Genomic DNA, 23480 nt, shown 5'->3' on the forward strand with positions numbered 1-23480 from the left:
CCATTAAAATTTTGGTAACTTAAGCTTAACGAGTTTTAAGAAACCTGACAACTGATATGAATTGCTCGCGCCCGCTGTAATGATTATACTAAAAGTAATTATGTCAATAGGGAGACGTTAATATGCACGCTTTGATCGCAATTGATTCATTTAAAAATTCCATCACGAGCATTCAGGCCAACCGAATAGTGGCTAAACGATTTGCGGCTCACGGAATCACCGCTACTCAAGTTGCGATTGCCGATGGTGGTGAAGGAACGGTGGCGGCGTGGCTGGCTAACCATGCTGGTGGACAAGCTATTACGGCATCAACGGTGGATCTGGCGCAACGGTCAGTGACTGCAACGTATGGCTACTTTGCCACTGAAAAAATGGCAGTGATTGAGGTTGCGGCTGCATCCGGAATCCAGTTTGTCACGACGACCTTGACGCCGTTAGCAACGAATACCTATGGGACCGGGCTACTGATTAAAGATGCGATTGAGCGTGGCGCCCGTCAGATTATTCTGGGCTTAGGTGGTAGCGGAACGGTCGACGGTGGTGCCGGAATCCTACGTGCGCTCGGTTATCGTTTTTGGGCTGCCGATGGTCAAGAGTTATCCATGACTGGCGCTGATTTAAGTCGGGTCACTAAGATTGACGATCGACATGTGTTGCCACAATTAGCTGAAGTCTCGTTCATTAGTGCAGCGGACGTGACGAATCCGCTAACGGGACCGAACGGCGCAGCTAAGATTTTTGGCCCACAAAAAGGATTACCGGTTGCTCAAATTCAGGTTCACGATGCCGCTTTAGCTCACTATATGACGGTCGCAGCTGGTGCGGTGAGTGCCCACGAAGGCGATGGGGCTGCCGGTGGTATTGGGTTTGCATTACGTTACTTTTTACACGCCCGCGTTTGCTCTGGTTTTCAATTGTTAGCTGAAATGAGCAATCTTAAAACGAAAGTGGCCCAAGCGAATCTAGTTATCTCTGGTGAAGGCCAAGTCGACGATCAGAGTTTTATGGGCAAGGTACCAATTCAGCTCAGTCAGTTAGCCCAAGCGGCCGGCAAGCCTTGCTATTTATTAGTTGGTCGGCAGAAAGGTGCAAATGAAACATTTGCCAAACAGGGGGTCACGGCCGTTTTACCGATTGTCGATCAAGTCATGACCTTAGATCAAGCCATGGCGCAGGGACCAGCCAATCTGGAACGGATGGCGGACCGCTTAGCCCGAATCATTAGCCAGTCATAAAAAACTTAAGCGGTCAAAAAAACCGTATGCGTAGTGAATAGCGCATACGGTTTTTCGACTGAATTTTATTTATCAGGAACATAGTGATTTAAAAAGGCTGTAACATGTCGTTGATACTCGGCAGGATCGATCCAAAAACTCTCGGCGTGAGTGGCGTTGGGAACCTGCCACATCTGCTTGGGGCCCTTAGCGGCCTGATAATTTTCTTTGAGCATCCAACTTGGGACGTAGACATCCTTGTCACCGTGAATAAAGAAGATCGGTAGATGGTTATGTTTGAGCTGTTCGACAGAACTGACGTCGCTTAAATAATAGCCCATACGGTGGCGGTTAATAAAACTAACGATGGGCACAAACGGATACTTTGGTAAGTGAAACTGTCGCTTTAATAAGTAAGCGAGTTCTTCCTCGATACTCGAATAACCACAATCGGCAATGATGGCCTTAACTTGTGATGGAAGGTCTTCGCCGCTCATCATTTCAACGGTCGCACCACCCATGCTGACACCAAAAAGGATGATATCCGTGTGACGACCATTGATACGGACGACTTTATCGATCCAGCCTAAATAGTCGCGGCGATCCTGCCACCCAAAGCTAATGTACTTGCCGGCACTTTGCCCATGGCCGCGATCGTCGGGCAAGAGGACGTTATAGCCCATTTGATGGAACATATAAGCGTAATTTGCCATCGTTTCACCATCACCTTTGTAGCCATGGGAAACAATAACGGTTCGGTTGCTGGTTGTTTTAGCAGGAACGTACTGTGCGACAAGGTGATTGGCCTCGTCATTAGCGTTCAGTTGCCACTGCTGAACGGGCTGTCGGTGTAGCCAATCGACATAAGCGTAGTAGGCATCGGCGTATTTTTGTTTATCTGCCGAAGTTTCGGGCACGTAATCAACACGCTTGAAAGCAAAATCGTAGAGCTTCTCACTCGCGAATAGGGCGGCCGAAAAAATTGCCACAGGAGCACTAATTCCGGCTACGGCGCGTGTTTTTTTCATTAAATATCACTCCTCTAATCTCTCAATAATATGATACGCCGATTAGAAGTGAGATGTAACTATATTATTCTAGTAATATAAAAGGCCATCGCGGCGGGCGATGACCTATAAATTGCATTGGTCGCTAGGTGGCATCCCCAGCGAGCCTGTTTTTCATTAACTTTGGAGGAGTAAATGAAAAAGGTTCAAGTGGCTGAAGGAGATGTCCAGTCACTATATGTTTAGTATAGTAGTTTGATTGTTAAAAGGTAACTAAATCGCTTACTTGACTGGTGAAAAAACTAAAAATTATTTGTGGGTGGTCAATATTCCGGTATGGACAGATTTCGTCGTGCCAAGTATGATACCGATTCAAGTCGCATTAAGCCTCCTTAAGGGCTAGTTCATGCACTTTAGTGCTAACTTGATTAAGGACCTGCGTTTTACGTTCATCTGTCAAAAAGACGCGCTGACTTAAAATTGGGTAGTGTTGTTCACGTGCGATTAGCAATAATTCACGATAAAGCAAAGTGGCGGCTAATAGCGATGGCCGGGCGACGGGATCAATTTGTGGCATCATGGTTAATGCAGCCTCGTACTTGTTCATGGCAATCTGTGCTTCATGTTCCCAAAGCCGAATAAAATTGGCAGATGGGATGGGGCCATGCAAGTCAGTTGGATTGAGCTGATAGTGTGCCAATAGTTTTGATGGCAGGTAGATTCGGCCACGTTGGTAGTCTTCACCAACATCTCTTAAAATATTGGTGAGTTGCATGGCGCTGCCTAATTCTACGGCTGGTTTGACAAGTGATTGCGGGTTAGTTGCTAGCATTGGCAAAATCATCAGACCAACCGATCCGGCGACGTAATAGCAATAGTCTTCAAGTGCTTGCTGAGTTTGAGGTTGTTTAAAAGTCGCGTCTTGTTCTTGACCAGTGAGCATATCGAAAAAGACGTCAAGATTCATATCATAAGTCTCAAAAACGACGGCCAGTGCGCGCCACATTGGGTGGTCTGGGACATGACCATTGGCAAAGGTGGTCAATGATTGGCGCAATGCCATTAGACCATCAATATCATGGTCAACATCAACGAGGTCGTCGGCTGTTCGACAAAAAGCATAAACGGCGTAAATACTCCAAGCGCGTTCTAGTGGTAATTGCGAGAAGGCGGTGTAGAATGCGCTAGAAGACCTTTTAGTAATTGTTTGACAGTACGCAAAGTCAGTGCGATGTTGTTCGAATTTAGGCATTAGTTTGGTCATCTTTAATCAACTCCTCAACGGCTAATTTAGCACTTTGCATAACAATGGGAACACCGGCCCCAGGGTGGGTGCTACTACCACAAAAATAAAGATGGTCGGCATAGTCGAACTTGTTATGGGGACGATAATAATTACTTTGTTTTAACGTCGGTCGTAAGCCGAAAGTGGCTCCGTTATAGGCGCCAAACTGTTCTTTGAAGTCAACCGGTGTAAACTGCTTTTCGACAACGATATGCTGTTCAATATCGCTGAAGGTAGCCGTTTGTCTTAGTTTGTTAATGATTAGTTGACGATAGTTCTTCAGTGTTGTTGGTGACCAGTCATTAAACTTTGAGAGCTCAGGAACTGGTACTAAAACATAGAGTGCCTCACTGTTTTCGGGAGCTAAACTTGGATCCATCTTTGATGGAACATAGACATAATACGAGGGATCTTCTGGTAACTTGCCGTTGTCAAATAGATCGGCGACGTTTTTGCTGAAATCTTGTGCAAAGTGGATCGTGTGTAATGCTTCGGTTGGGTATTTTTTGTCTAGTCCTAAATACAAGACGAGACATGAGCATGAATAATCCATTTTGGCAATTTTTTGATCTGTGTACTGACCACGATTTTGCTCATTTGGAATCAGTGTCGTCATGGCGGTTGGAAAATCAGCATTACATAGGACATAGTCACTGTGGATCGGATGATTATTGACACGAATGCCAACAGTAACTTTATCTTTGATGATAATTTCTTGAACTGGTGTGGCAAGCTTTAACGTACCACCCTGTTCTTTGAATAACTTAACGAGACTATTGACAACTGTGTACATACCACCCTTTAAAAAATAGACCCCGTAGAAGAGCTCAATCATCGGAATAATGTTGTATAGCGACGGGCCCTGGTAGGGAGAAATCCCAATATACAGTGTCTGAAAGGCTAATGAATTACGTAGATTTTCATTCTTGATAAATTTTGCAATGTTTTTGTAGGCATTGTTAAAGGTGCGTAACTGTAGTCCTGCATACAGAGCGGGTAGGTTATAAAAGTCACGCCAGTTACGAAATGATCGTTCTAAAAAATTAGGCTTCGCGATGGTATACCGGTGATAAATATCCGCTAAAAAATTTAACATACCATTGACGTCATCAGGCGCAATGCGGTTAATCTCGGCAATTAATGTTGGGAGATCGCGTGACAAATCTAGACTAGATTGATCACCAAAGACAAGGTGCATCAAAGGTTGAACTTCTTCGAATGGTAAATAGTTGTGCGGATCGACCCCGCAAAAGCGAAAGACTTCTTCGTAGATGTCTTTCATCATGACGATCGTCGGCCCCACGTCAAATGTAAATCCTTGGCTAACAATCTGGTTCATTTTGCCACCCGGTTGCGCGTTTTGCTCATAAATCGTAACATTATAACCTAATTTTTGAAGCCGTACTGCAGCGGTTAAGCCACCAATACCAGCGCCAATAATCGATACTTGCTTCATCAGTAAATCTCCCCCTTAACAGATGAATAACTAAAAAGCATGGTTAATCATTAGTTATATTTTGGTTTAATAATGTAAAAAGTACAACAAATATGATTACTATGACGTATTAAAGTAGTCGGTAGGTGCGAATAGAGCGGACGAGAAAAACAAAAAAACCACCGTATCGGGGAATACGGTGGAAAAAGGAGTAGGGTAAACATGTGACGGGGAATCACATGTTACTATGAATTTCATTACTTTGGAGGAGTAAATGAAAAATTTTAGGTTGTGTTATAGCTGATTGAGTTAACCTCAATTGCTATGATGTAATCATACCGAGGTTGTGTGAAGAATTTGTGACTGAACATGGCGAATGTCATGAAAAAAAGGGAAAGGCTTTATTAAGAAGTGTGAAGAATCATCAACGTTCTTACGGAATGCCTTGGCGAGGTGCGATGATCGACTGTTTGGGGCCAAAGAAAATAGTCACTTCAAAAGTTGTCCTTTGAAGTGACTATTTTGATTCGCAATCAATGCTAGTAATAACAAGTTTGCGGCGACGCTAAGTTGATAGTGACCAAGCAGATTTTGGTGACTGGCTGTGGGCACTGCCATTTGGCGCGATTAGTTATCGTCACGATTACCACCGAATAGAATAATTAGTCGTAGTAATTGTAAGAATGTTGACAGGGCTGCAGCAACATAGGTTAAAGCCGCCGCGACAAGCACTTTACGCACCATGGGAACTTCGTCGCGAGTCAAAACTTGCCCATCAGATAAAATCTGGAGGGCGCGTCTTGAGGCGTTGAATTCAACTGGAAGCGTGACAAGTTGGAACAATAACGCCAGTGAGAAGAGTAAAATCCCAATGTGAATCAGTGTTTGGTTGTAACTCAATAAAACGCCGATAATGATTAGTGGTAATGATAAGCTTGAACCGATGTTCGTGATGGGCACGAGGGCGGTCCGCAAGCGCATTGGCCAATAGTTAACGTGATCTTGAACTGCGTGTCCGCATTCGTGGGCCGCAACTCCGATGGCGGCCACAGAGGTTGAATCTGCTGTGGCTTCTGATAGGCTGAGAATCTTAGTTTGACCGTTGTAATTGTCGGTCAGATCCCCGCTTATCTTTTGGACACCAACATCATTGATACCAGATTGGCTTAAAATAAAGCGAGCTGCATCGGTGCCGGTTGTGCCAGATTGACTACGATAGGCATCATAATGCCGGAATGTCCGATTAACGTAACCCGATGCGGCCATTGAGATAATCAGTCCAATGATGACTAATAGGTAAGTCGGATCAAAAAACGAATAGAACAAGGTCGACCCCTCCTAAGTGGTTTAATGTTAATCCGATTCTATCAGATTTAGCGTGACATTCCTACTGAAGAAAGCCATTGGAAAGTGTCTTTACTATCGAGAAACGACGTCAGATTATATAATTAGCCCAGTTAATCGTAATTGGCAAAGAGCGAAGGAGTTTTCTGATGGAAAAGACGTATCGAACCAAAACGTATGGGGAAATGCCGTTAAAGTTAGATACTGGGAAAGGCTGGATTTTTCCTAAAGGTGTTGAAGTGAAGGCGCATGTTGATTTAGAAACGGGACAGGTCAGTTTTTTTATTGCACCAGAAGATCTCGATAAGATGAAATAAGTATTAGGACCACGATACGCGGTAAGGTTGAGAAGTTTGTTTCTCGCCTTGGCGCGTTTTTTATGGTGGAAATTGGATTGGCAATGATTATGGTTAATACGGTGTTCACGCGTGAGCCACAACTACTTGAAGGCATTAAAAAACCTCCGTATCGGGGAAATACGGAGGAAAAGGGAAGTAAATCGGTAAAATGTAATTAAGTACACACACATCATTACTTGGGGAAGTAATCATTAAAGTTAGGGGGTCGTTAAGGATTGGGATTTCCTTAATGACTATAAACATAGTATAGCGGCGACGCGTGAAGAAAGTGTGACGCGAAAAGTTTAAAAGCATGATTTTCAGACGAAAAAGTTAGGTCATGGAACGAAAAAATATGACGATTTTTACAAAGTTTATAACGAAATGATGACCGTCATAAATCAATATGAGTGGCTAAATGCTGGTGTGACGCAGTTTTTATTGGTCCTAGACTCTGAGGTGCTATAATGAAGCACAAATTAATCGAAAGGTGTTTTCCAAATATGACAATTAAAATCGTCACCGATTCGTCGGTCCAATTAACGACGGCCGAGATTGCACAGTATAATATTAAAGTGGTTCCGTTACTCGTGGGGTTCGGTGGCGACTTGATTGCAGATACGGCAGTTAGTACCGCGGAATTTGACCAACAGATGGCAGTCAGCCCAGTCTTGCCAACGACTAGCCAGCCGCCAATTGGTGATTTCGTCAGTTGCTACGATGAATTGACAGCGGATGGTAGCCAAGTATTATCACTACATTTGACGGAGACATTGAGTGGGACGGTCAATGCTGCTCGCCAAGCTGCCAAACTTGCTAGTGGCGATGTGACAGTTATTGATACCCAGGCGGCTGACCGTGGGATGGCCTTTCAAGTGCTTACAGCAGCACGGATGGCTCACGCCGGTGCGGATATGGCCACAATTTTGGCGAAGATAACCGTCATTCGGCAGCATACTAAGACCTACTTGTTCGTGGATACGCTCGACAATTTGGTCAAAGGTGGGCGCGTCCCTAAGTTGGCTGGCATGGTCACGAATTTGATTAAATTAAAATTTGTCTTTGAATTAGAAGCCGGAAAATTAAAACTTTATACGCGGGGGCGCGGGAAAAAGGCGCTAATCAAAGCGCAGGAACAAATTCTAGACCAATTAGCGGATGCGACTCGAGTCGAAGCGGCTGGAATTTCTTACGTCGGCGAACCGAGCGTTGCGGAAGCGCCAGAAAAGCTTCTCCAACAAGTCGTTCCACAAGTAACGCCACTGGTTGCGCGTACTAGTCCAATTATTGCGACGCACACCGGTGTTGGCGCTTACGCATTGATGTTTTATACAGTTGATTAAATTTGACGAACTAACCTACTATTAAAAATTACTTTGATGTGTTATAATTAATTAATGATAAATGAGAACCGTGTTGGTGCACTGTTCTGAGCCTAACCACCATTTAATGATGACTAGACCCGGATGGGGCACCTTTTTTGTCACTCTTTTCACTAAAAGAAAGTAGGAACTTATGTGAGCTATCTTCTCAATAATCCGTTTTTCGGGATCGGACTGTCGATCTTGGTGTATGGGATTGGCGAGTATTTATATCACAAAACAAATCGCTTTGTGTTATTCCAACCGTTATTTTTTGGAATGCTGCTCGGGATTGGTTTATTGGTATTGATTGCGTCGATTCTAAAGGCACCCGTGCAAAAAGTTTATGAAGCGTACCAGGTTGGTGGCGACTGGTTATTCTGGTTTGTGGCGCCCGCCACCGTCTCGTTTGCGGTGCCACTATATAAGCGTAATGATATCTTTAAGAAACATTGGGATGTCATTGTGATTGCGTTAGCGATTGGGTTAGGGCTGTCATTATTTGGTATCTATGGGATTTCACGGTTGCTCGGTCTGACGGATGCAGCGTTAGGTGCCATGTTAGTACAAGCAGCAACGACAGCAATTGCTTTACCGGTGGCTGAGTCGGTGGGTGGCGATCAAGCCATTGCGGCGTTCGCAGTCATTCTGAATTCAGTTTTGATTTACGCGTTAGGCGACCATTTTATTCGCTGGTTCAAATTGCACAAGAATCCGCTCGGTGCCGGGTTAGGATTCGGAATTGCCGGTAATGCGGTTGGTGCCACTAAAGCGATTGAAGTGAGCGAGGCTGCGGGCGCAACTGGTGCAATCGCCTTTGTGATTGCCGGTATTCTTGTTAATTTTATGGTTCCAGGGTTTGCGCAGTTGATTGGTTTAGGTTAGATGGTCCGGGAGGGATTCGATGAAAAAAGGCGCGTTTATTACACAAATTGTGATTTATGGTTTGATTTTATTGGCTAGTAGTTTAATTGCTAATTTAGTCAATAAGATTTGGCCCGCATTCCCAATGCCGACACCGTTGATTGGGATGATTCTACTATACTTGCTGTTAACGTTTAAAGTGGTCAAACTTGAGCAGGTGGCGGGTGTTAGCAACTTTTTCGTCCAATTTATCAGCTTGATTTTCATTCCATCAGGGATCGCGTTAGTAACTAAGTTAGACGTGTTAAAGGCAGAAGGCGTTCAGATTGTGATCGTCATTATTGTTTCGACACTAATGTTGTTGCTTTTTACAGCGGGAATCGCGTGGGTTTTAATTCAAGTCAAGGAATGGTTCATTGCTCGTCGAACGAACAGCAATGTTGAGTTGGAAGAAGATTAAATCTTGGTGGCACATAATTTACTCGTGAGTAGATTGGGTACCAGTTGGATCTAATCGAAACAGGCAGTTGTTGAACCGCTTGTTTTGGCTATTACAAGATAATAGCAGGCCGTTGTGGGGATTGCATACCCATGACGGCTTTTTTAGACGGCAATAAAAAAGCCACCACATCAGCGGATGTAGTGGTCAAGGAGTAGGAAACATCAAAGTGGGGGCTTTGATGAACCCCATTCATCAGACTTGGGGGAGTCTATGAATGAAAGTGATTATTAGCTGCATTATGGCAGCAACGCACTAATAATCGAAAAAACTAAAGAATATTAAGGATTGACAGTCAGTTGGTCACTTTCTATCAATCTGCGACTATTATAATTGCAAAAGTTATTGGCTGCAACTAATTGAGCTGATTAATTAGTTTAAAGTAACGCGGGGCTGGAAATCAGCCGCAAATAAGCCCATGTGATAGAGGTCGATTCGTTGCCCATCACGCTTGATAGCACGCTTATTGGTGCCCTCAAATTCAAAACCACTATTCTGGTAAACAGCGATAGCGGCGGGGTTTGTTGCGATGACGTCCAAACAGACTTTGTAAAGATTCAATTCGTTAAAAGCGTAGTTCAAAATCAAGCTGAGTGTCTCGGTACCATAACCATGGCCGCGTTCGTCGGGATCACCGATTGCGATGGCTAATTGGGCAACCTGGTTATGCCATTCGATATTGAATAGGGTGACAAAGCCTAATAAGTGGTCGTCTTCTAAACTATGAACGTGAAAGTAGTATTCGGTATTCCGATCAAGGTTACGGTAAGTTCGTTCGAGTTCTTCACCGGTCAGTGGTCGGGCGGCAGCCGTATCCATTTTACGAACAAAATCGGCGTCAGTGTACCAGTCACTGATCTCATCAAAATCTTCTGGCTGGGGAACAGCAAGGGCCACATGGGGCCCGACAAACATATTTTTCAAAATAATCCCTCACTCGTATGATGTTATTAAAGCTTATCTTCATGGTGGCGGCAAAAGGTGGGCTTGTCAACCAAAAATTATGAGATTACGCGTCAGACTAGCTAGCTCAGTATGAAACACGGGTGGCATGTGCCAAGTGCTGATGTCAAGAACAACTAGCTCTGGGGGACGGCGAAATAAGATGCGGATATACTGAAGACTTACAGTAAAGCCGTTGGGCACGTGCTGCCGATAATGTGGTTTCAGTATAATGAGGGCAATACGGGTGATGGCTGAACTATTGGTGAAAGGTGTTGCTGTGGGGGCACTTTTCAATGGTGCGTAAAGAGAGGTTAGCACAAACTTTACAGTTACTTTATATGAAGATTGGTAAAACTTTACGTTAGCTCGCTATATTAGAGATAACCATCTGGTGATTAAAGTATGAGAGGGAGGATCGAATTGCGTCCTTTACAAGTTATTCAGATTTCTGATCTACATTTAACCCCCCGCGGCCAAGTACCGGCACATGGTCAGCAGTACGATCCCTGGGGCAAGCTTGCCAATATTATTGATGATATTCGGCGATTACCAACCATGCCAGATTTGATTGTTTTTACCGGGGACTTGATTCATGACGGTAGCGCTGACGATTATCAGCGGCTGCACGCAATCATCCATACGATGGAAGCTGAATTTGATTGTCATGTTCGAGTTATCCTTGGAAACCATGATCGGCGAGCGGCGTTTTACGAAGGGTATTTGCCGGCTGACCCGGGACCATACTACGCGAGTCGCATGCGGATTGGCAACAACGACTTTTATTTTTTGGATTCAAAGGTTAGCGGTTATGAGGCAGGCTGGTTGGCACCACAACAGCTACAATGGTTGGGAAAACATCTACGACAGGCACCGACAAAGCGGGCTTTTCTATTTTTGCATCACCCCCTAGATGGGCCGACGATGACAAATATGCACTATGCGATTTTACAAAATACGCCGGCGCTGTTATCGGTGCTTCGGGGACATAATTTAGGCGGCGTATTCTCTGGTCACGTTCACTTTGTTTCAAGTTATTTGATTGGAGATAATATTCTGAATGTGGTGGCCGGTTCTGCGGCCTATGCGATCGATTGCCATGATCCACATCATCATTATGTTCATGAGGGCAGTAGTTACCAAATCATTACAATCGATCGAGGACAGGTCGGTGTGACAACGCGCCAGTTACTGCATGGGAAAGCGGTTATTGATGAATTGACGATCCCAGACACTAAGTTTGTCGGGCGAGCCCCACAAGGGTATGAATCAAGATAGCGCTTTCTTAATTAACAAGGTATAATGTTGGTAATAATTAAGGGAGGCGTCAATATGGGACTATTTCGTCATCACAATCAAATGCCACCACGGATCAAACGTAAATTAAAGCAACGGTTGTTACCCGTTGCCGCCATGGAGATTACCGCAACCACAATTGTGGTTGCGGATGTCTTGACGGCGAAGTCATTTCGCCGAGGACATCGACTTGGCTGGTTGTTATTAGCCTTTGTACAACCATTTGGACCGTGGCTCTATTTTGCGTTTGGACAGGAACGTTAGGGTAATTAGTAAATTAAAGTGGGGTTAAGTTCGGGTGAAAGCTCGGACTTTTTTACGTTGATGGGCGTTTTTTGCACGTTTATGAATGTTTTTTTGAATGCAATCATAAGCGTGTATAATAAAAGTGTATATAAAGATACCTATAATTTGAAATTATTATGGTAATCCGAATCATATAGAGGGGGACTTTATTAATGCAGCGAGAATCAGAATTACGACAACAAGCTCAAGAGGCTATTAAGGGACTAATCGTCCGGTTAAGTGGGTGGTCTGATCAGTCGGGGGACTTATTGGATATTATTGATGTATTAATGCAGGTCGATAAAAAAATTACTACGACTAAGAACCCAGAAGCCTTAGTCAATCGCCTAGTAAACTATATTCGTAGTGTAGCCATTAAGGGACGGTTACACTTTCCAGATGAAGAAGAAAAGCTAATGATCGACTTAGGAATAATCGGGCAAAAGGCCGGATTGAACGGGGCCTATATGGCTGATTTCTCTGACAAGTCACAGTTCTATGGCATGCTGGAAGAAGTCCCACAACATTAATACCGGCCAGGGGGTTGAGGGCTACCGGTCGTGTAATTGCTGATTGGTATTCCGAAAGCGTCCTCCGATTGTGATGCTGATTAAAGCGTAAGTAAAATCAGCTTATCGTATAAATTAAAAGGAACACTTCAGGCTGTGATAGTCCGCTTAAGGTTGACAGGGACTAATACAGGAAAACTGAAAGTGTTCCTTTTGTTTTAGGATAACCAGCGCGCTAAATAGCCGGTTGCCATTGAACTGGTTCTATTCACTGTGCGTCAATTTCAATCGCTTTAAATCAGCTGTTTTAGTTACATTGAGTAGTTTCTGGCAGTCTGGGCATAATCCATAGACTTCCATATTGTGACCCGTAACCAAGTACCCAGAGAGTTCCGCCGCCTTGGCTTCGACACTGCGGAGGTCGGGTTCGAAAACGTCAGTAATTTTACCACAATTCTCACAAACGACGTGATAATGTGGTCGTCCGAAAAAGTCATAGTGGGTGCCAGCATCGCCATTTTGTAATTCAATTACGATTCCTAAGTCGACAAAAAGTTTTAACGTATTGTAAACCGTTGCCAAGCTCAGGTTAGGTAATTGAGTTGCTAATTCCTGATAGATGGTTTCGACGGATGGATGATTATGGTGAGTAATCAAATAATTAAGAATGATTTGCCGTTGCGGCGTTACACGGATTTTATGGTCCTTTAATTGCTGCAAGGCTTGGGTCAACATATCTTCTGCCACGACGCGGTTCCTCCTTTTATCATATTCACCCTTATTAAACCACACTTTTTAGAAGGATTCCAATTTAGAAACATTACTAGATGAAACTTTTGACAAAATTAATTAACGAAATAGCTGAAAAGGCTTTACTGGGGCTGAGGACGTGAGTAAACTAACGATAATTAAGTGAATGTGGATAGAGGTGGTAAAATGACGCAATTAATTGTACCAGCATTACCGGTTGAGCGGGTCCAATACGAACGCGCATATGTACTTGGCCTTGAAGCAATGATGAAAGTTATCCGGCAACTTACGACTACGGAAAAAGGACGGCAGGTACCCACTAATCAGTTCCCAGTATTTGCGGCGAGCTATGATGTTCCCCAAGCGTTGGCACAAGTTGCAGTCCTAAAAGCCGCTACTACTCGGTTGAAGGTTCGACCGATTCAGTTGACCGTGACCCGGCAGTGCGTGACGTTACGATTCCAATTACAAGCATCCGCTGGACAACCAGTCTGGGTGCCGTCCGCCGGGGCACTATGGCGCCTATATGATGGCTTTTTAAGTAATTTAGTTGGGAGCCCTTTCCAACACCTAGCAAATATTCAGATTGGCTTACAGCGCGTTATTGGACCACTGACAGTGACTACGCCAATACGCCCTAGTTTTCAAAATTATGATGTTCGACTGACCCCAAGTGGGCAAACTGGTTGCCTAGTGAAAATTCACAAAGCACCAGCAATATTGGCACGACGGGCACCGATATACCAGTTAAGTCATTACTCGGAAACGATTCGGCCGGATGACTAGTCGTCATTAGCTGGATGATTCTAAATAATCCATAATCACACTGATAGCCAGATTAACGGCGGCCATAAAAAATCCCAAGCTCATTTAGCTTGGGATTTTTTGTGGCCGGTATTTAAGGCCTATCAATTGACTTAATTATGCTTGGTGGCGCAACGTCACATTATCAGTTGTGGCTACTTGAGCATCTGCTTGTGCCCACACTAGCAGTTGAGCTTGAATGTTTTCCAGGATTTTCATGGATAACTGGTAGTCACGTTCGGACCCGGTGCTATTGAAGCTCAATGTACAGGTTCCGGCAAACGTGCTGGCGGCAATTTCCATAACGGGTGAGCACTGGAAGGCACCCGAGAAGACGCAATTGACGACCGTCAAGTCATGAAATTTAAGCCGTTCCTGGTCGACGACACCAAAGTTGGTATACCGGAGCGCAGGCTGTGGTAACCAGCGTTTGGTCATTTTACGCATGACCGTGATTGGCATTGTATGGTTCATTTTCTGTAAATTGCTAAGTCGATAAAGGAAGGCGACCCGCGTACGCTCGACCGTTAACAAGTCGTGGACTTGATTGACGAGCTCACTAAAAGGTGCATCAATATCTACCTTGATTGTCAGAAAAACATTGACGGTTAAATTAGCGATTTGGGTGACGTTCGCATCTTCAGTCGTGAAGCGGCGCAGGTCGATTGGGCACGGCAATGTCACGGTTGTATGACCAGTTAAAACTTGGAGTGCTTTAGCGTATGCCGCCAAAATGGCCTCGCTAATACCGACGTCTTGGGCCTTAGCCATTCGTCGGACGCGCATGAATTGCGTGCTACTGAGCATTACGTGACCACCGTGCCGCAAGTTAATTCCCGGATAATGGGGTAGTTTAACCATACCGGTAACAATGGGTGCATGACCGTGTGGCCGTGCAAATTGACGTTGCAACTTAGTGATAACTGGGCGTAGTCGCCGTTCATTATGCAAATTCGTGAGATCGGCATAATTGTAGGCTTGTGCGAGCAGGTACAGATATTCTTTAAACCCACGATTGTCCGTTAGTAGGTGGCTCATAAAGGCTTGTAAGACATCGTAGTCACCGTGATGAATGACAAATAACCGTAGTTGCGGACTATTCGTAAAATCAAAATCAGTGTTTTCAGGACTATACGGGCTTTGAACTTCCTGAATAACTTGGTTGACTGGTTGATCAGTAACAACGAAACGATTACGGTCAGCTTGATAATGACCGAAAATCTCGGGTACGATTTGTGCGGAAGCGAGCACGGCAGCCTTTAAGCGTTCCACGTCGATCTGACTGGAAAAAACGATTCGCGAACGCATTAATGGCGCGGCACCTGTAGTATGTAGCATATTCAAAAAGTCAAGTGCTTCACCACGATAATACACGATTAACCCCCCAATCAATTTCTCTAATCAATAGTATAGCAGACTCTATTCATCACACTAACAATGGACGTTTGGTTTTGAAAAAAGTTAAGAAACATTTGTGAAAGTTTATTAATCCTGTGATGGCGATAAAGCACTGCCTCGATTATTATGTCTGGTAGTTATTTCGATGAGCAAGCAATAATCAGGCCCGCTAATGAATGTCTCACCTCGTTTAAAATTAGACTTAAGATAATGGCAGTTACGCGGATGGGGGACTGGAATTGCTAAACTGACTGAATATTCAGCAGTTAAGATTAAAATTTTGATGAAAGCAGCTGGTTTTTTGTAACCGGTTCCGACTATTTGCCAAAAAAGGGGTATACTAAAAGTAATTACAACTTAAAGGAGTTTTTCACACGATGAAGATTATCGCACTCGTCGGTAGCATTCGACGTTCCTCATATAATCGTAAGTTAGCAACGTTTGTTCAGAAACGGTATGCCGATCAACTGGATGTCACGATTCCTAACTTGGGCGCGTTGCCTTTTTATGATCAGGATATCGAGCTAGAAGCCCCCGCGGAGGTGCAAGCCTTTAAGCAGACGGTCATGGACGCGGATGGCGTCATTTTTGTGACACCGGAATATAACCATAGTGTTCCAGGTGTCTTGGAAAATGCGATTGATTGGCTATCGCGTGTTGAACGACCGTTAATTGGGAAACCAGCTATGATTTTAGGGGCCACAATGGGACCCTTGGGGACAGTGCGAGCGCAGAGTCATTTACGGCAAGTTTTAGATTCACCCGGAGTTGGGATGCAGATTCTGCCTGGAAATGAATTCTTGTTGAGCGCGGTGCAGGACAAGATGAATGCCGATGGGGACCTTACGGACAATAAGGTCGTTGAGTGGTTAGACCATTGTGTGGCTGACTACCTTAAGTTTGCTCACCAGTTAGCCGCAAACGACTAATTCGGATAAAATAATTGATAAGGGGAAGTTTCAAATGAACAAAGAACGTAAGTTGATTTATGTTATTTTGAATGACGAAGATGTGGAATATGATCTTGAAGAATTACCAGATCAATATGTGGTCTATATTCGCCAACAAGCTGGGGATTCACGCGACTTGTCGTTAGTTAATACTGAGATTCAGAACCTGTTTAAGGATGCCGAATTGGACTTTGAAGAAAAGATCAAGCCTGAAAATCGGAAGGCTGACATTGTGCTAGCTGTTAAGCGCAGTACGGTGGTAGATGACTAATAAACAAGCGTAAACAATAGTTGTAGCGGATTGATGTTTTGCCGTTACGACTATTTTTTTGTAAGATCAAATTATTGGTCTCAACATTAATCAATTCATGTGAGGAGGGCTAACAATGACCATTGAGACACTGTATCAGCAGATGTTAGCTGCCATGGGGCCCCGGCACTGGCTCCAAGCCGGAATCCCACCTGCCGAGACGCCTTGGGAGATTCTCTGGGGCGGTATTCTCGTTCAGAATACCAACTGGCGCAACGTGGATTACGCACTGGCTAATTTAAAAGCAGCCACTGACTTTGAGCCTCGGCAGTTACTAGCATTGACTGATACTGAACTGACGACTTTAGTCAAACCTGCGGGCTTCTATACGCGCAAAGTTCCAACTTTAAAAGCCTTAGCAGCGTGGTGTGGACAGTATGATTTTGACTTGACCGTGATGCGAGCCTTGCCAGCAGAACAATTGCGGCGTGAACTAATCGCCCTGCGCGGTATTGGCGATGAAACGGCTGACTACTTTAGCATGTACGTTTTTCATCAGCCAACGATCATTATTGACACGTATTTGCGGCGCCTATTCGGCTGGCTTAACCAACCGTTACCGAGCAACTACTTAAAGGCCCAACAACTGATTATGCAGGCGTGGCATTATGATTTAACGACGGCTTGGGAGTGGCACGCACTGATTGTTGATTTCGGTAAACAGGTCAAAACGACGGCTGATTTCGAACGGTCCTTTCTTGCAACGCAAAGATTAACACTTGCTTCACAAAGTTTGGCAAACTAATTAAATAAGTTCCTAAATTCAAGTGAACCGCCTTAATTTAATCGGGTTTTATTGACCGACTTAATAGGGGCGGCTATTATTATGTTTATAAAAGAAAGCGCTTTTATGGTTAAGGGCGTTACTTGATTAGTTAGGAGGGCCTGACAGTTGGTCACTGGATGGATTGGCAATTATTAGTGATTTTATAACAACCAGTGTCCGAAATTAGTTTGTTAACAACGCGATTATTGATTAGTCAAAGGGGGAGAATCGCTATGAAGCAAGTGCATTTATTAACGCCAGTTGCAGGACAGTTAGTGCCACTCGAATCGGTTCACGATCCGGTGTTTTCACAAGGGATGATGGGGCAAGGATTTGGTATTGAACCGACAGATGGACAGGTCGTTGCACCAATCAGTGGTAAAGTAACGATGGTTGCAGCGAGTCTGCACGCGATTGGCTTTACGGGGAACAATGGTCTGGAAGTGTTGGTTCATCTTGGTATCGATACGGTCGAACTAGCAGATCGGCCACCGTTTAAAGTTAACGTGCAAGTTGGTGATACGGTCGAGGCCGGCGAAAAAGTGGCCGTGATGGATTTAGCGGCGATTACTAGTGCGAACAAGGATACCACGGTAATCATGGCCGTAACGAATACGGCGGATATGGTTACCAAACTAACGCCCGAACTGGGTGAAGTCCGTGCCGGGGTCGTCGGTGCTGTTGTTGAATTGAAAGAACACGTTGCCGAAGCATCGGTGGTTAAGGGTAAGGGCGGCAAGTACGATGAATTGGCGACTCAAATCATTGCTCAAGTTGGTGGACCGGTAAATGTGAAAAGCGTGATTCACTGCATTACCCGGGTTCGATTTTACTTAAAGGACGAAGGGCAGGCCAATGACGAGGTAATCCGAAACCTAAAGGGCGTTATCGATGTTGCAAAGGCAGGTGGTCAGTACCAGGTGGTGATTGGGCCAGCGGTGACCGACGTGTATGATGCAATCGTGGGTCAACTAGGCGCAGGCTTTGGGGATGCTGACGCTTCGGCTGTTGCGATGGAGAAGGAAGCGAACCGGGTAGCGTGGCAGAAAATGACGCCGTGGCAGAAGGTCAAACACGGTTTTAGCAGCTTGATTGGTATTATTACGGGATCCATGATTCCAGTGATTGGGTTGTTGGCAGCTTCTGGGATCTTAAAGGGGATTTTGTCGTTACTAAAGAACTTCAACCTCGTCTCTGCGACAACGCCGACCTACGTGATTATTAATGCGATGGGTGATTCCGTCTTCTACTTCTTACCGATATTTGTTGGTTTCACCGCAGCCAAGAAGTTAGGGGCTGATCCGGTTATCATGGGAATTATTGGTGGGGTCTTAACATACCCAGCAATTGTTAGTATGGCAACAACCGGAAAGGTTACGGGTCACTTATTGGGAATGGCAATCAATGCGAACTTCTTTGGCATTCCGGTTCACGTTGCCTCCTATACCTACTCGATTTTCCCGATGATTGCGGGGGCGTGGTTAGCAAGTAAGTTGGAACCATGGCTCAAGCGGGTCATCCCAACAGTCTTACGGATGATCTTCGTACCGTTGTTTGAAGTTGTGATTATTTCTGGAGCCATCATTATCATCCTCGGGCCAATCATTACAGCTTTGTCTGGCGCATTGGCCGCAGGAATTGTGGCGATTTACAAACTCAGTCCAGCCATCTCTGGCTTAATTATCGGTGGCTTCTACCAAGTGCTCGTTATCTTCGGTTTACACTGGGCGATTATTCCAATTGTTGTCAACGATATTACGACAACTGGACACAGTTACTTGAATGCCATTGTTTCCGCAACGATGGTTGCCCAAGGTGGTGCGGTCTTAGCAATTGCGCTGAAGTCTAAGTTTGCTAATATTAAAGAACTCGCTTGGCCAGCAACAATCTCAGCCTTCTGTGGGGTCACTGAACCTGCAATGTACGGGATCAATCTGAAATACGGCCGGGCATTCATTACCGCAAGTATCGGTGGTGCTGTCGGCGGTTTCTTGACCGGACTGTTTAACGTTAACATGTGGGGCTTCGCCGGATCATTGATCGGTGTGACCTCCTTCATCAATCCTAAGGGGCTTGATTTTAGTTTCTACGGTTTCTTGATTGCCTCTGCTATCGACTTGATTGTCGCCTTTACGTTAACGTGGATGTTTGGCTTTTCCGATAATGATGTCAAAAACGTTAAGAAGGCGCCTGAAAAGAAGCACCTTGGTCAACAGGTTGCAAATTAGGGCTTAACTATTTTTAGAAAAGCATTTCTTAGGGCTGCTCTTGTAATGAGGGTAGCCCTTTCTGTGTATTTAATTTTAACGATGTAGCGACGAAATGTTTCCGAATTAATGGCGGCAATGGGTGACGTTAATATCATAAGCGGCCGCTTTATTTGACAAATATATCGATATTTAGTTAAATGTAACTAATAAAGTTACATGAAAGGGCGAGTTAAATTGAAATATGCGATTACAGGTGCTACTGGTCATTTAGGACAACAGATTGTTGCCGCGATGAGACCGTTAGTCGCCACCACTGAATTATATTTAGGGGTCCATACACTCAGTAAGGCCCAGGTATACCAACAACAAGGTTTGCATGTTGCGGCTATTGATTACCAGCAGCCAGAGCAGTTACGCGCATTTTTCCAAGACAGTGATGTCCTGATCTATATTCCTAGTAAGAGTCATGATAGTTATTCGCGGGTCCAAGAATTTGAGAACGTCTTAGCAGCAGTCCAACAGGCGAATGTGCATCATTTCCTAGTCATGGGTTTCATTGCCGATCAGGTGAATAATCCATTTGCATTATCAGCATTTTATGGTTACGTGCCCCGGCGATTAGCTGGAAGTGATATTAACTATACGATTGTCCGGAATGCGCTTTACGCGGATCCGTTAGTGCCATATTTGCCAGAATTAATTGAACGGCACAACGTCGTTTATCCAATGGCTGATCAGGCCCTCAGCTTCATCAGTCAGGCAGATAGTGCAGCCGCTTTTGCTAAAGTCGCCACAACGCCTGATTTATTACAACGTGGTCGAATCTATACGTTAACACAGTCCCGAGCTTACACGATGCCGGAACTCGCCACTGTGCTTAGTCAAGTGAGCGGGCAATTGATCGGGTATCGACCAGTGTCCTTGCAAGCCTTCAGCGATATGTACAATCAGAATGGTGAGGGGCCAATGTTGGCCTCGATGTATGCCGGTGGCGCCCGCGGACTATTAGCCACAGTCAGTGATGATTATCAGCTGATTATGGATCGTCCCGCCCAGTCATTGCTGGATTACTTACAAACAAATTATCAGAAAAGTTAATTAATCACGGAAAATTCCAAGCGAGTTAATGGTTGCGACGAAATTCCATGCTATAATTTATATCAATAGCAACTTTGGAAAGGAGTCGCCAGTATGACTAACGGGACGCGTGCAGATTTACGTGAGCTTTTTCATAAAGGACAATTAACTATTGGCATTAGTGAACTAAGCAGAATGACTGGTGTCTCGCCACGACAACTACGGTATTGGCAAAAAAAGGGGTACATTATTCCTAAGAACGAGGATGAGCCGGGCCAGGCTCGCGTGTATACAATGAAAATGGTTATCAAGGCAGCCGCGATGAGTAATTTATTGCAGACTGGTTATACCTTGAAGGCGGCGGCCGCTCAGGTGGATGAGCGGATGCGACCAGCCCAAACAATCTATCATCTGCTTGCCGATCGTTACCAAGGATATGAAGTGGCGGATAATGGTCAGATTCTTGTCGACTTGGGGCCATTTGATCCTCAGCCTGACCAGGAACTATTTGTCAAACTCGTGGGGGATAAAGTTAAGTTTGAATTGAAGGATAATTCGAGACCAGATAGTTAGGCACCATTTGATAATGAGAGTTAATACTAGACTGTTCTGAGGAATATTGTAATTGGATAGTCTTAGCAGCGTGATTTCAGGATAATGAAATCACGCTGCTTTTTTATGATTGATATCAATAGTTAATTAATTCAGTAAATGATTTGTCTTCCTGTAAGATAACGCGCAAAATCGGGGTAATATTAGTCACAATAGGATTCGAGATTAAACTTCTAAAGCAATCTTCAAGTATATGGCCGACAGCACAAAGAATAATAACTTATGAAAGGTACACTAGCTACAAGTGTACTTTTATGAGCTTAAATAATGTATACGGTTACATTATCATATGAATTGTAAAAGTTAGGGAGTGATAAATTTGGCGCCGAATAGTTCACCAGCAACTCTTACACGAATGATTATTGAGTTGATATTGTCAAAAAGGATAGTTCACTATCAAGATATTATGGAGTATACGGGCACATCTCGTAAGACGATTGCTAAGTATCTGAATGAGGTGGAAAAGGTAGTCAACCAACAAGGTGTACACCTTGTTAGGAAAAGAGGACAGGGTATTCGTTTTAGTGGTAATACGAAGGGACTGTTGGCTGAGTTTCCGATACTGAAGGATAATAGCCAAAGTGAGCAAGAACGCAGAATTAGCATTATGACATTCTTGACACAGCAATCTAAACCAGTGTTATTAGATGATATTGCTGACCACTTCTTTATTAGTCGTAGTACGTTGGAACGTGATTTAAATGTTTTAAAAATGGATTATGGGTTGAAGCTGACGGCCACTACAGAAGGTGTTAAATTCAATAGTTCGGAGAGTGATGTTCGTCGAGTGATTGGTCAGCTATTACAGTCATATTGGGGACAAGAGATTAAGCAAAATCAACAGACTGGCAAAATGACACGCACATTTAAAGTGCCGCAGTCCCTGAAACGATATGTCAATAAACAAACCTTAAATCAGATGCAAAAAGTCCTGAATAAATTTGTGAAGATTTTAAAAGTTGATGTAAATGAATATCAATATGAGTCTTTACTGATCCATACAACTATTGCGATTCAGCGAATTAAGAATGGCGAGTTTATTACTCAAACGACGACACAGAATTTTGACACTATGGCAATATCTCCGAGTACCAACAAATTAGTTAAAATGCTTATCGTGGCCTTCAAGTGTGAAATTCCCGATGAAGAAATTGCTTATTTGAATATGCATGTCGCGGCCATTGAGGATGGGTACATTGATCTGGATAGAAGCGGCTTAGTTGAACGAACGATAGTCGACTGGCTACGTAGCGTGCTAACGGATTATGATAATCAGTTATTACGTAATCTAACGCTACACTTACGTCCGGCGCTGGTTCGCATTAAAAATGGCATTAGTATTACGAATCCGTATTGTAATCAAGTTAAAACGTATTTTCCCGTCGCTTTTGATCAAGCACTAGCATTAGCGATGGCGATTGAAAAGCAATACCATTTACAGCTAACTGAGGATGAAATTGCATACTTAGCACTGCACTTTGAATCGTTCATTGAGCGCCGAAAGGTCTTAAAACCAGATGTTGAGCTTGCAATTGTATGTAGCACTGGTTATGGTACGGCGGAGTTACTAAAGCAACGTGTCATGGACAAACTACCGGATGTTCAGATTGTTGGCACTTTGTCTGTGAATGAGTTGATGACTTCAACAGTGACTGCAGACATTATTATTTCGACTATCCCGTTAAAGATGAGCGGTACGAGGGTTATTCAAGTCAGTCCGTTTTTGAATGACCAAGAACTCAGCTTATTGGAAAAGTTAAGTCAAGATATTCGTCAAGAAAAGTATACGCGGAACGCATTTGTTAAATTATTAAGTCCAAACGGTATTATTACAAATTCAAAGGCAACTGAAAAAAAGATGGCGATTATTCAACTAACTGATCGGCTAGAAAAGTATGGGTATGTTGATAATCAAATGCAAAATTCAGCGTTAGCACGTGAACAAGTTGCATCCACCATTATCGATAAATTTGCAATTCCCCATGGTGATATCGACCATGTTTTGCAACCAACGATTGGAATCATGACGTCGAAAAAGGGAATTAAATGGGATCACGAAAATGTCCATATTGTATTTTTCGTAGCCCTGAATCGCACGGTTGAAACACAAATGGATGATATTTACAGTTATTTCTATAATTTGATTCAAGATGGGCAGCGAATGACGGCCTTAATAAAGGCTCAAAATGCTCAAGAAATTATTGATACATTAGCACAGCAGTGA

Annotated in this window: 23 protein-coding genes; 16 read left to right on the top strand and 7 right to left on the bottom strand. The window is 44.0% G+C overall.

Annotated elements, in window-relative coordinates; all coding sequences use genetic code 11:
• The first annotated feature begins 122 nt into the window (after positions 1-122).
• Positions 123-1235, top strand: a complete 1113-nt coding sequence (locus E5260_RS01670) for a glycerate kinase (RefSeq protein ID WP_003642487.1) — start codon at positions 123-125, stop codon at positions 1233-1235.
• A gap of 65 nt (positions 1236-1300) precedes the next feature.
• Here the strand turns inward: E5260_RS01670 and E5260_RS01675 are convergent, their stop codons facing one another.
• From E5260_RS01675 to E5260_RS01690, 4 genes are all read right to left on the bottom strand, one after another.
• Positions 1301-2242: an alpha/beta hydrolase gene (locus E5260_RS01675; protein ID WP_003642486.1), complete on the bottom strand. Its 942-nt coding sequence runs from the start codon at positions 2240-2242 to the stop codon at positions 1301-1303.
• 361 nt (positions 2243-2603) lie between these two features.
• On the bottom strand, positions 2604-3485 hold the full coding sequence (locus tag E5260_RS01680) for a phytoene/squalene synthase family protein (protein WP_003642485.1): 882 nt from the start codon (positions 3483-3485) through the stop codon (positions 2604-2606).
• Positions 3466-4962, bottom strand: a complete 1497-nt coding sequence (locus E5260_RS01685) for a phytoene desaturase family protein (protein ID WP_003642484.1) — start codon at positions 4960-4962, stop codon at positions 3466-3468. The genes E5260_RS01680 and E5260_RS01685 overlap by 20 nt, the downstream gene beginning before the upstream one ends.
• Positions 4963-5568: 606 nt before the next feature.
• Complete coding sequence (locus tag E5260_RS01690; RefSeq protein WP_228966429.1) at positions 5569-6207, bottom strand: zinc metallopeptidase; 639 nt, start codon at positions 6205-6207, stop codon at positions 5569-5571.
• Positions 6208-6434: 227 nt separating this feature from the next.
• On the opposite strand from E5260_RS01690, the gene E5260_RS01695 reads away from it, so the two are divergent.
• The 4 genes from E5260_RS01695 to E5260_RS01710 all read left to right on the top strand — a co-directional run bounded on the left by E5260_RS01695 (position 6435) and on the right by E5260_RS01710 (position 9308).
• Entirely contained in the window at positions 6435-6602 is a 168-nt protein-coding gene (locus E5260_RS01695) for a hypothetical protein (protein ID WP_003642481.1), read from the top strand.
• A 524-nt stretch (positions 6603-7126) separates the two neighbouring features.
• Positions 7127-7966, top strand: a complete 840-nt coding sequence (locus E5260_RS01700; RefSeq protein ID WP_011102096.1) for a DegV family protein — start codon at positions 7127-7129, stop codon at positions 7964-7966.
• Between the two features lie 174 nt (positions 7967-8140).
• Positions 8141-8869, top strand: a complete 729-nt coding sequence (locus tag E5260_RS01705) for an LrgB family protein (RefSeq protein ID WP_003642478.1) — start codon at positions 8141-8143, stop codon at positions 8867-8869.
• A gap of 19 nt (positions 8870-8888) precedes the next feature.
• Positions 8889-9308 (top strand): CidA/LrgA family protein, encoded by a 420-nt coding sequence (locus E5260_RS01710; RefSeq protein ID WP_003642477.1) that lies wholly within the window; start codon positions 8889-8891, stop codon positions 9306-9308.
• 411 nt (positions 9309-9719) lie between these two features.
• Here E5260_RS01710 and E5260_RS01715 read toward each other — a convergent pair whose 3' ends face one another.
• Positions 9720-10262 carry a GNAT family N-acetyltransferase gene (locus E5260_RS01715; RefSeq protein WP_003642476.1) on the bottom strand — a complete coding sequence of 181 codons (543 nt, stop codon included), beginning with the start codon at positions 10260-10262 and terminating at the stop codon, positions 9720-9722.
• A 432-nt stretch (positions 10263-10694) separates the two neighbouring features.
• On the opposite strand from E5260_RS01715, the gene E5260_RS01720 reads away from it, so the two are divergent.
• From E5260_RS01720 to E5260_RS01730, 3 genes are all read left to right on the top strand, one after another.
• Complete coding sequence (locus E5260_RS01720; protein ID WP_003642475.1) at positions 10695-11567, top strand: metallophosphoesterase family protein; 873 nt, start codon at positions 10695-10697, stop codon at positions 11565-11567.
• Positions 11568-11621: 54 nt separating this feature from the next.
• Positions 11622-11849, top strand: a complete 228-nt coding sequence (locus E5260_RS01725; RefSeq protein ID WP_003643468.1) for a PLDc N-terminal domain-containing protein — start codon at positions 11622-11624, stop codon at positions 11847-11849.
• Between the two features lie 194 nt (positions 11850-12043).
• Positions 12044-12400 (top strand): bacteriocin immunity protein, encoded by a 357-nt coding sequence (locus tag E5260_RS01730; RefSeq protein WP_003642473.1) that lies wholly within the window; start codon positions 12044-12046, stop codon positions 12398-12400.
• A 243-nt stretch (positions 12401-12643) separates the two neighbouring features.
• On the opposite strand, the gene E5260_RS01735 is transcribed toward E5260_RS01730, so the two are convergent.
• Positions 12644-13126: a Fur family transcriptional regulator gene (locus E5260_RS01735; protein ID WP_003643467.1), complete on the bottom strand. Its 483-nt coding sequence runs from the start codon at positions 13124-13126 to the stop codon at positions 12644-12646.
• Between the two features lie 189 nt (positions 13127-13315).
• On the opposite strand from E5260_RS01735, the gene E5260_RS01740 reads away from it, so the two are divergent.
• A complete protein-coding gene (locus E5260_RS01740; protein WP_021356276.1) occupies positions 13316-13915 on the top strand; it encodes a hypothetical protein in 600 nt (199 codons plus the stop codon).
• Positions 13916-14050: 135 nt separating this feature from the next.
• Here E5260_RS01740 and E5260_RS01745 read toward each other — a convergent pair whose 3' ends face one another.
• Positions 14051-15325, bottom strand: a complete 1275-nt coding sequence (locus tag E5260_RS01745) for a hypothetical protein (RefSeq protein ID WP_003642470.1) — start codon at positions 15323-15325, stop codon at positions 14051-14053.
• A gap of 383 nt (positions 15326-15708) precedes the next feature.
• On the opposite strand from E5260_RS01745, the gene E5260_RS01750 reads away from it, so the two are divergent.
• From E5260_RS01750 to E5260_RS01780, 7 genes are all read left to right on the top strand, one after another.
• Entirely contained in the window at positions 15709-16260 is a 552-nt protein-coding gene (locus E5260_RS01750) for an NADPH-dependent FMN reductase (protein ID WP_003642469.1), read from the top strand.
• Between the two features lie 34 nt (positions 16261-16294).
• Positions 16295-16552, top strand: coding sequence for a hypothetical protein (locus E5260_RS01755; RefSeq protein ID WP_003642468.1), 258 nt, complete (start codon positions 16295-16297; stop codon positions 16550-16552).
• Between the two features lie 115 nt (positions 16553-16667).
• Positions 16668-17336: an endonuclease III domain-containing protein gene (locus E5260_RS01760; protein WP_003642467.1), complete on the top strand. Its 669-nt coding sequence runs from the start codon at positions 16668-16670 to the stop codon at positions 17334-17336.
• Between the two features lie 254 nt (positions 17337-17590).
• Complete coding sequence (locus E5260_RS01765) at positions 17591-19585, top strand: glucose PTS transporter subunit IIA (protein ID WP_003642466.1); 1995 nt, start codon at positions 17591-17593, stop codon at positions 19583-19585.
• A 198-nt stretch (positions 19586-19783) separates the two neighbouring features.
• Positions 19784-20665 (top strand): SDR family oxidoreductase, encoded by an 882-nt coding sequence (locus E5260_RS01770; RefSeq protein WP_003642465.1) that lies wholly within the window; start codon positions 19784-19786, stop codon positions 20663-20665.
• 93 nt (positions 20666-20758) lie between these two features.
• The gene (locus E5260_RS01775) at positions 20759-21217 is read left to right on the top strand and encodes a MerR family transcriptional regulator (protein ID WP_003642464.1); all 459 of its coding nucleotides are present in this window, start codon (positions 20759-20761) and stop codon (positions 21215-21217) included.
• A 646-nt stretch (positions 21218-21863) separates the two neighbouring features.
• Positions 21864-23480: a BglG family transcription antiterminator gene (locus E5260_RS01780; RefSeq protein ID WP_003643464.1), complete on the top strand. Its 1617-nt coding sequence runs from the start codon at positions 21864-21866 to the stop codon at positions 23478-23480.

It is taken from the genome of Lactiplantibacillus plantarum, from assembly GCF_014131735.1.
Classification (GTDB): Bacteria; Bacillota; Bacilli; order Lactobacillales; family Lactobacillaceae; genus Lactiplantibacillus; species Lactiplantibacillus plantarum.

Excerpts from the sequence above, each read along its gene's own strand:
- E5260_RS01765 (WP_003642466.1), top strand. The coding sequence starts at position 17,591 with ATGAAGCAAGTGCATTTATTAACGCCAGTTGCAGGACAGTTAGTGCCA.
- E5260_RS01720 (WP_003642475.1), top strand. The coding sequence starts at position 10,695 with ATGAGAGGGAGGATCGAATTGCGTCCTTTACAAGTTATTCAGATTTCT.
- E5260_RS01695 (WP_003642481.1), top strand. The coding sequence starts at position 6,435 with ATGGAAAAGACGTATCGAACCAAAACGTATGGGGAAATGCCGTTAAAG.
- E5260_RS01685 (WP_003642484.1), bottom strand. The coding sequence starts at position 4,962 with ATGAAGCAAGTATCGATTATTGGCGCTGGTATTGGTGGCTTAACCGCT.
- E5260_RS01670 (WP_003642487.1), top strand. The coding sequence starts at position 123 with ATGCACGCTTTGATCGCAATTGATTCATTTAAAAATTCCATCACGAGC.
- E5260_RS01700 (WP_011102096.1), top strand. The coding sequence starts at position 7,127 with ATGACAATTAAAATCGTCACCGATTCGTCGGTCCAATTAACGACGGCC.
- E5260_RS01710 (WP_003642477.1), top strand. The coding sequence starts at position 8,889 with ATGAAAAAAGGCGCGTTTATTACACAAATTGTGATTTATGGTTTGATT.
- E5260_RS01725 (WP_003643468.1), top strand. The coding sequence starts at position 11,622 with ATGGGACTATTTCGTCATCACAATCAAATGCCACCACGGATCAAACGT.
- E5260_RS01750 (WP_003642469.1), top strand. The coding sequence starts at position 15,709 with ATGAAGATTATCGCACTCGTCGGTAGCATTCGACGTTCCTCATATAAT.
- E5260_RS01775 (WP_003642464.1), top strand. The coding sequence starts at position 20,759 with ATGACTAACGGGACGCGTGCAGATTTACGTGAGCTTTTTCATAAAGGA.
- E5260_RS01680 (WP_003642485.1), bottom strand. The coding sequence starts at position 3,485 with ATGACCAAACTAATGCCTAAATTCGAACAACATCGCACTGACTTTGCG.
- E5260_RS01675 (WP_003642486.1), bottom strand. The coding sequence starts at position 2,242 with ATGAAAAAAACACGCGCCGTAGCCGGAATTAGTGCTCCTGTGGCAATT.
- E5260_RS01755 (WP_003642468.1), top strand. The coding sequence starts at position 16,295 with ATGAACAAAGAACGTAAGTTGATTTATGTTATTTTGAATGACGAAGAT.
- E5260_RS01690 (WP_228966429.1), bottom strand. The coding sequence starts at position 6,207 with ATGGCCGCATCGGGTTACGTTAATCGGACATTCCGGCATTATGATGCC.
- E5260_RS01780 (WP_003643464.1), top strand. The coding sequence starts at position 21,864 with ATGACATTCTTGACACAGCAATCTAAACCAGTGTTATTAGATGATATT.
- E5260_RS01715 (WP_003642476.1), bottom strand. The coding sequence starts at position 10,262 with ATGTTTGTCGGGCCCCATGTGGCCCTTGCTGTTCCCCAGCCAGAAGAT.
- E5260_RS01730 (WP_003642473.1), top strand. The coding sequence starts at position 12,044 with ATGCAGCGAGAATCAGAATTACGACAACAAGCTCAAGAGGCTATTAAG.
- E5260_RS01770 (WP_003642465.1), top strand. The coding sequence starts at position 19,784 with ATGAAAGGGCGAGTTAAATTGAAATATGCGATTACAGGTGCTACTGGT.
- E5260_RS01740 (WP_021356276.1), top strand. The coding sequence starts at position 13,316 with ATGACGCAATTAATTGTACCAGCATTACCGGTTGAGCGGGTCCAATAC.
- E5260_RS01760 (WP_003642467.1), top strand. The coding sequence starts at position 16,668 with ATGACCATTGAGACACTGTATCAGCAGATGTTAGCTGCCATGGGGCCC.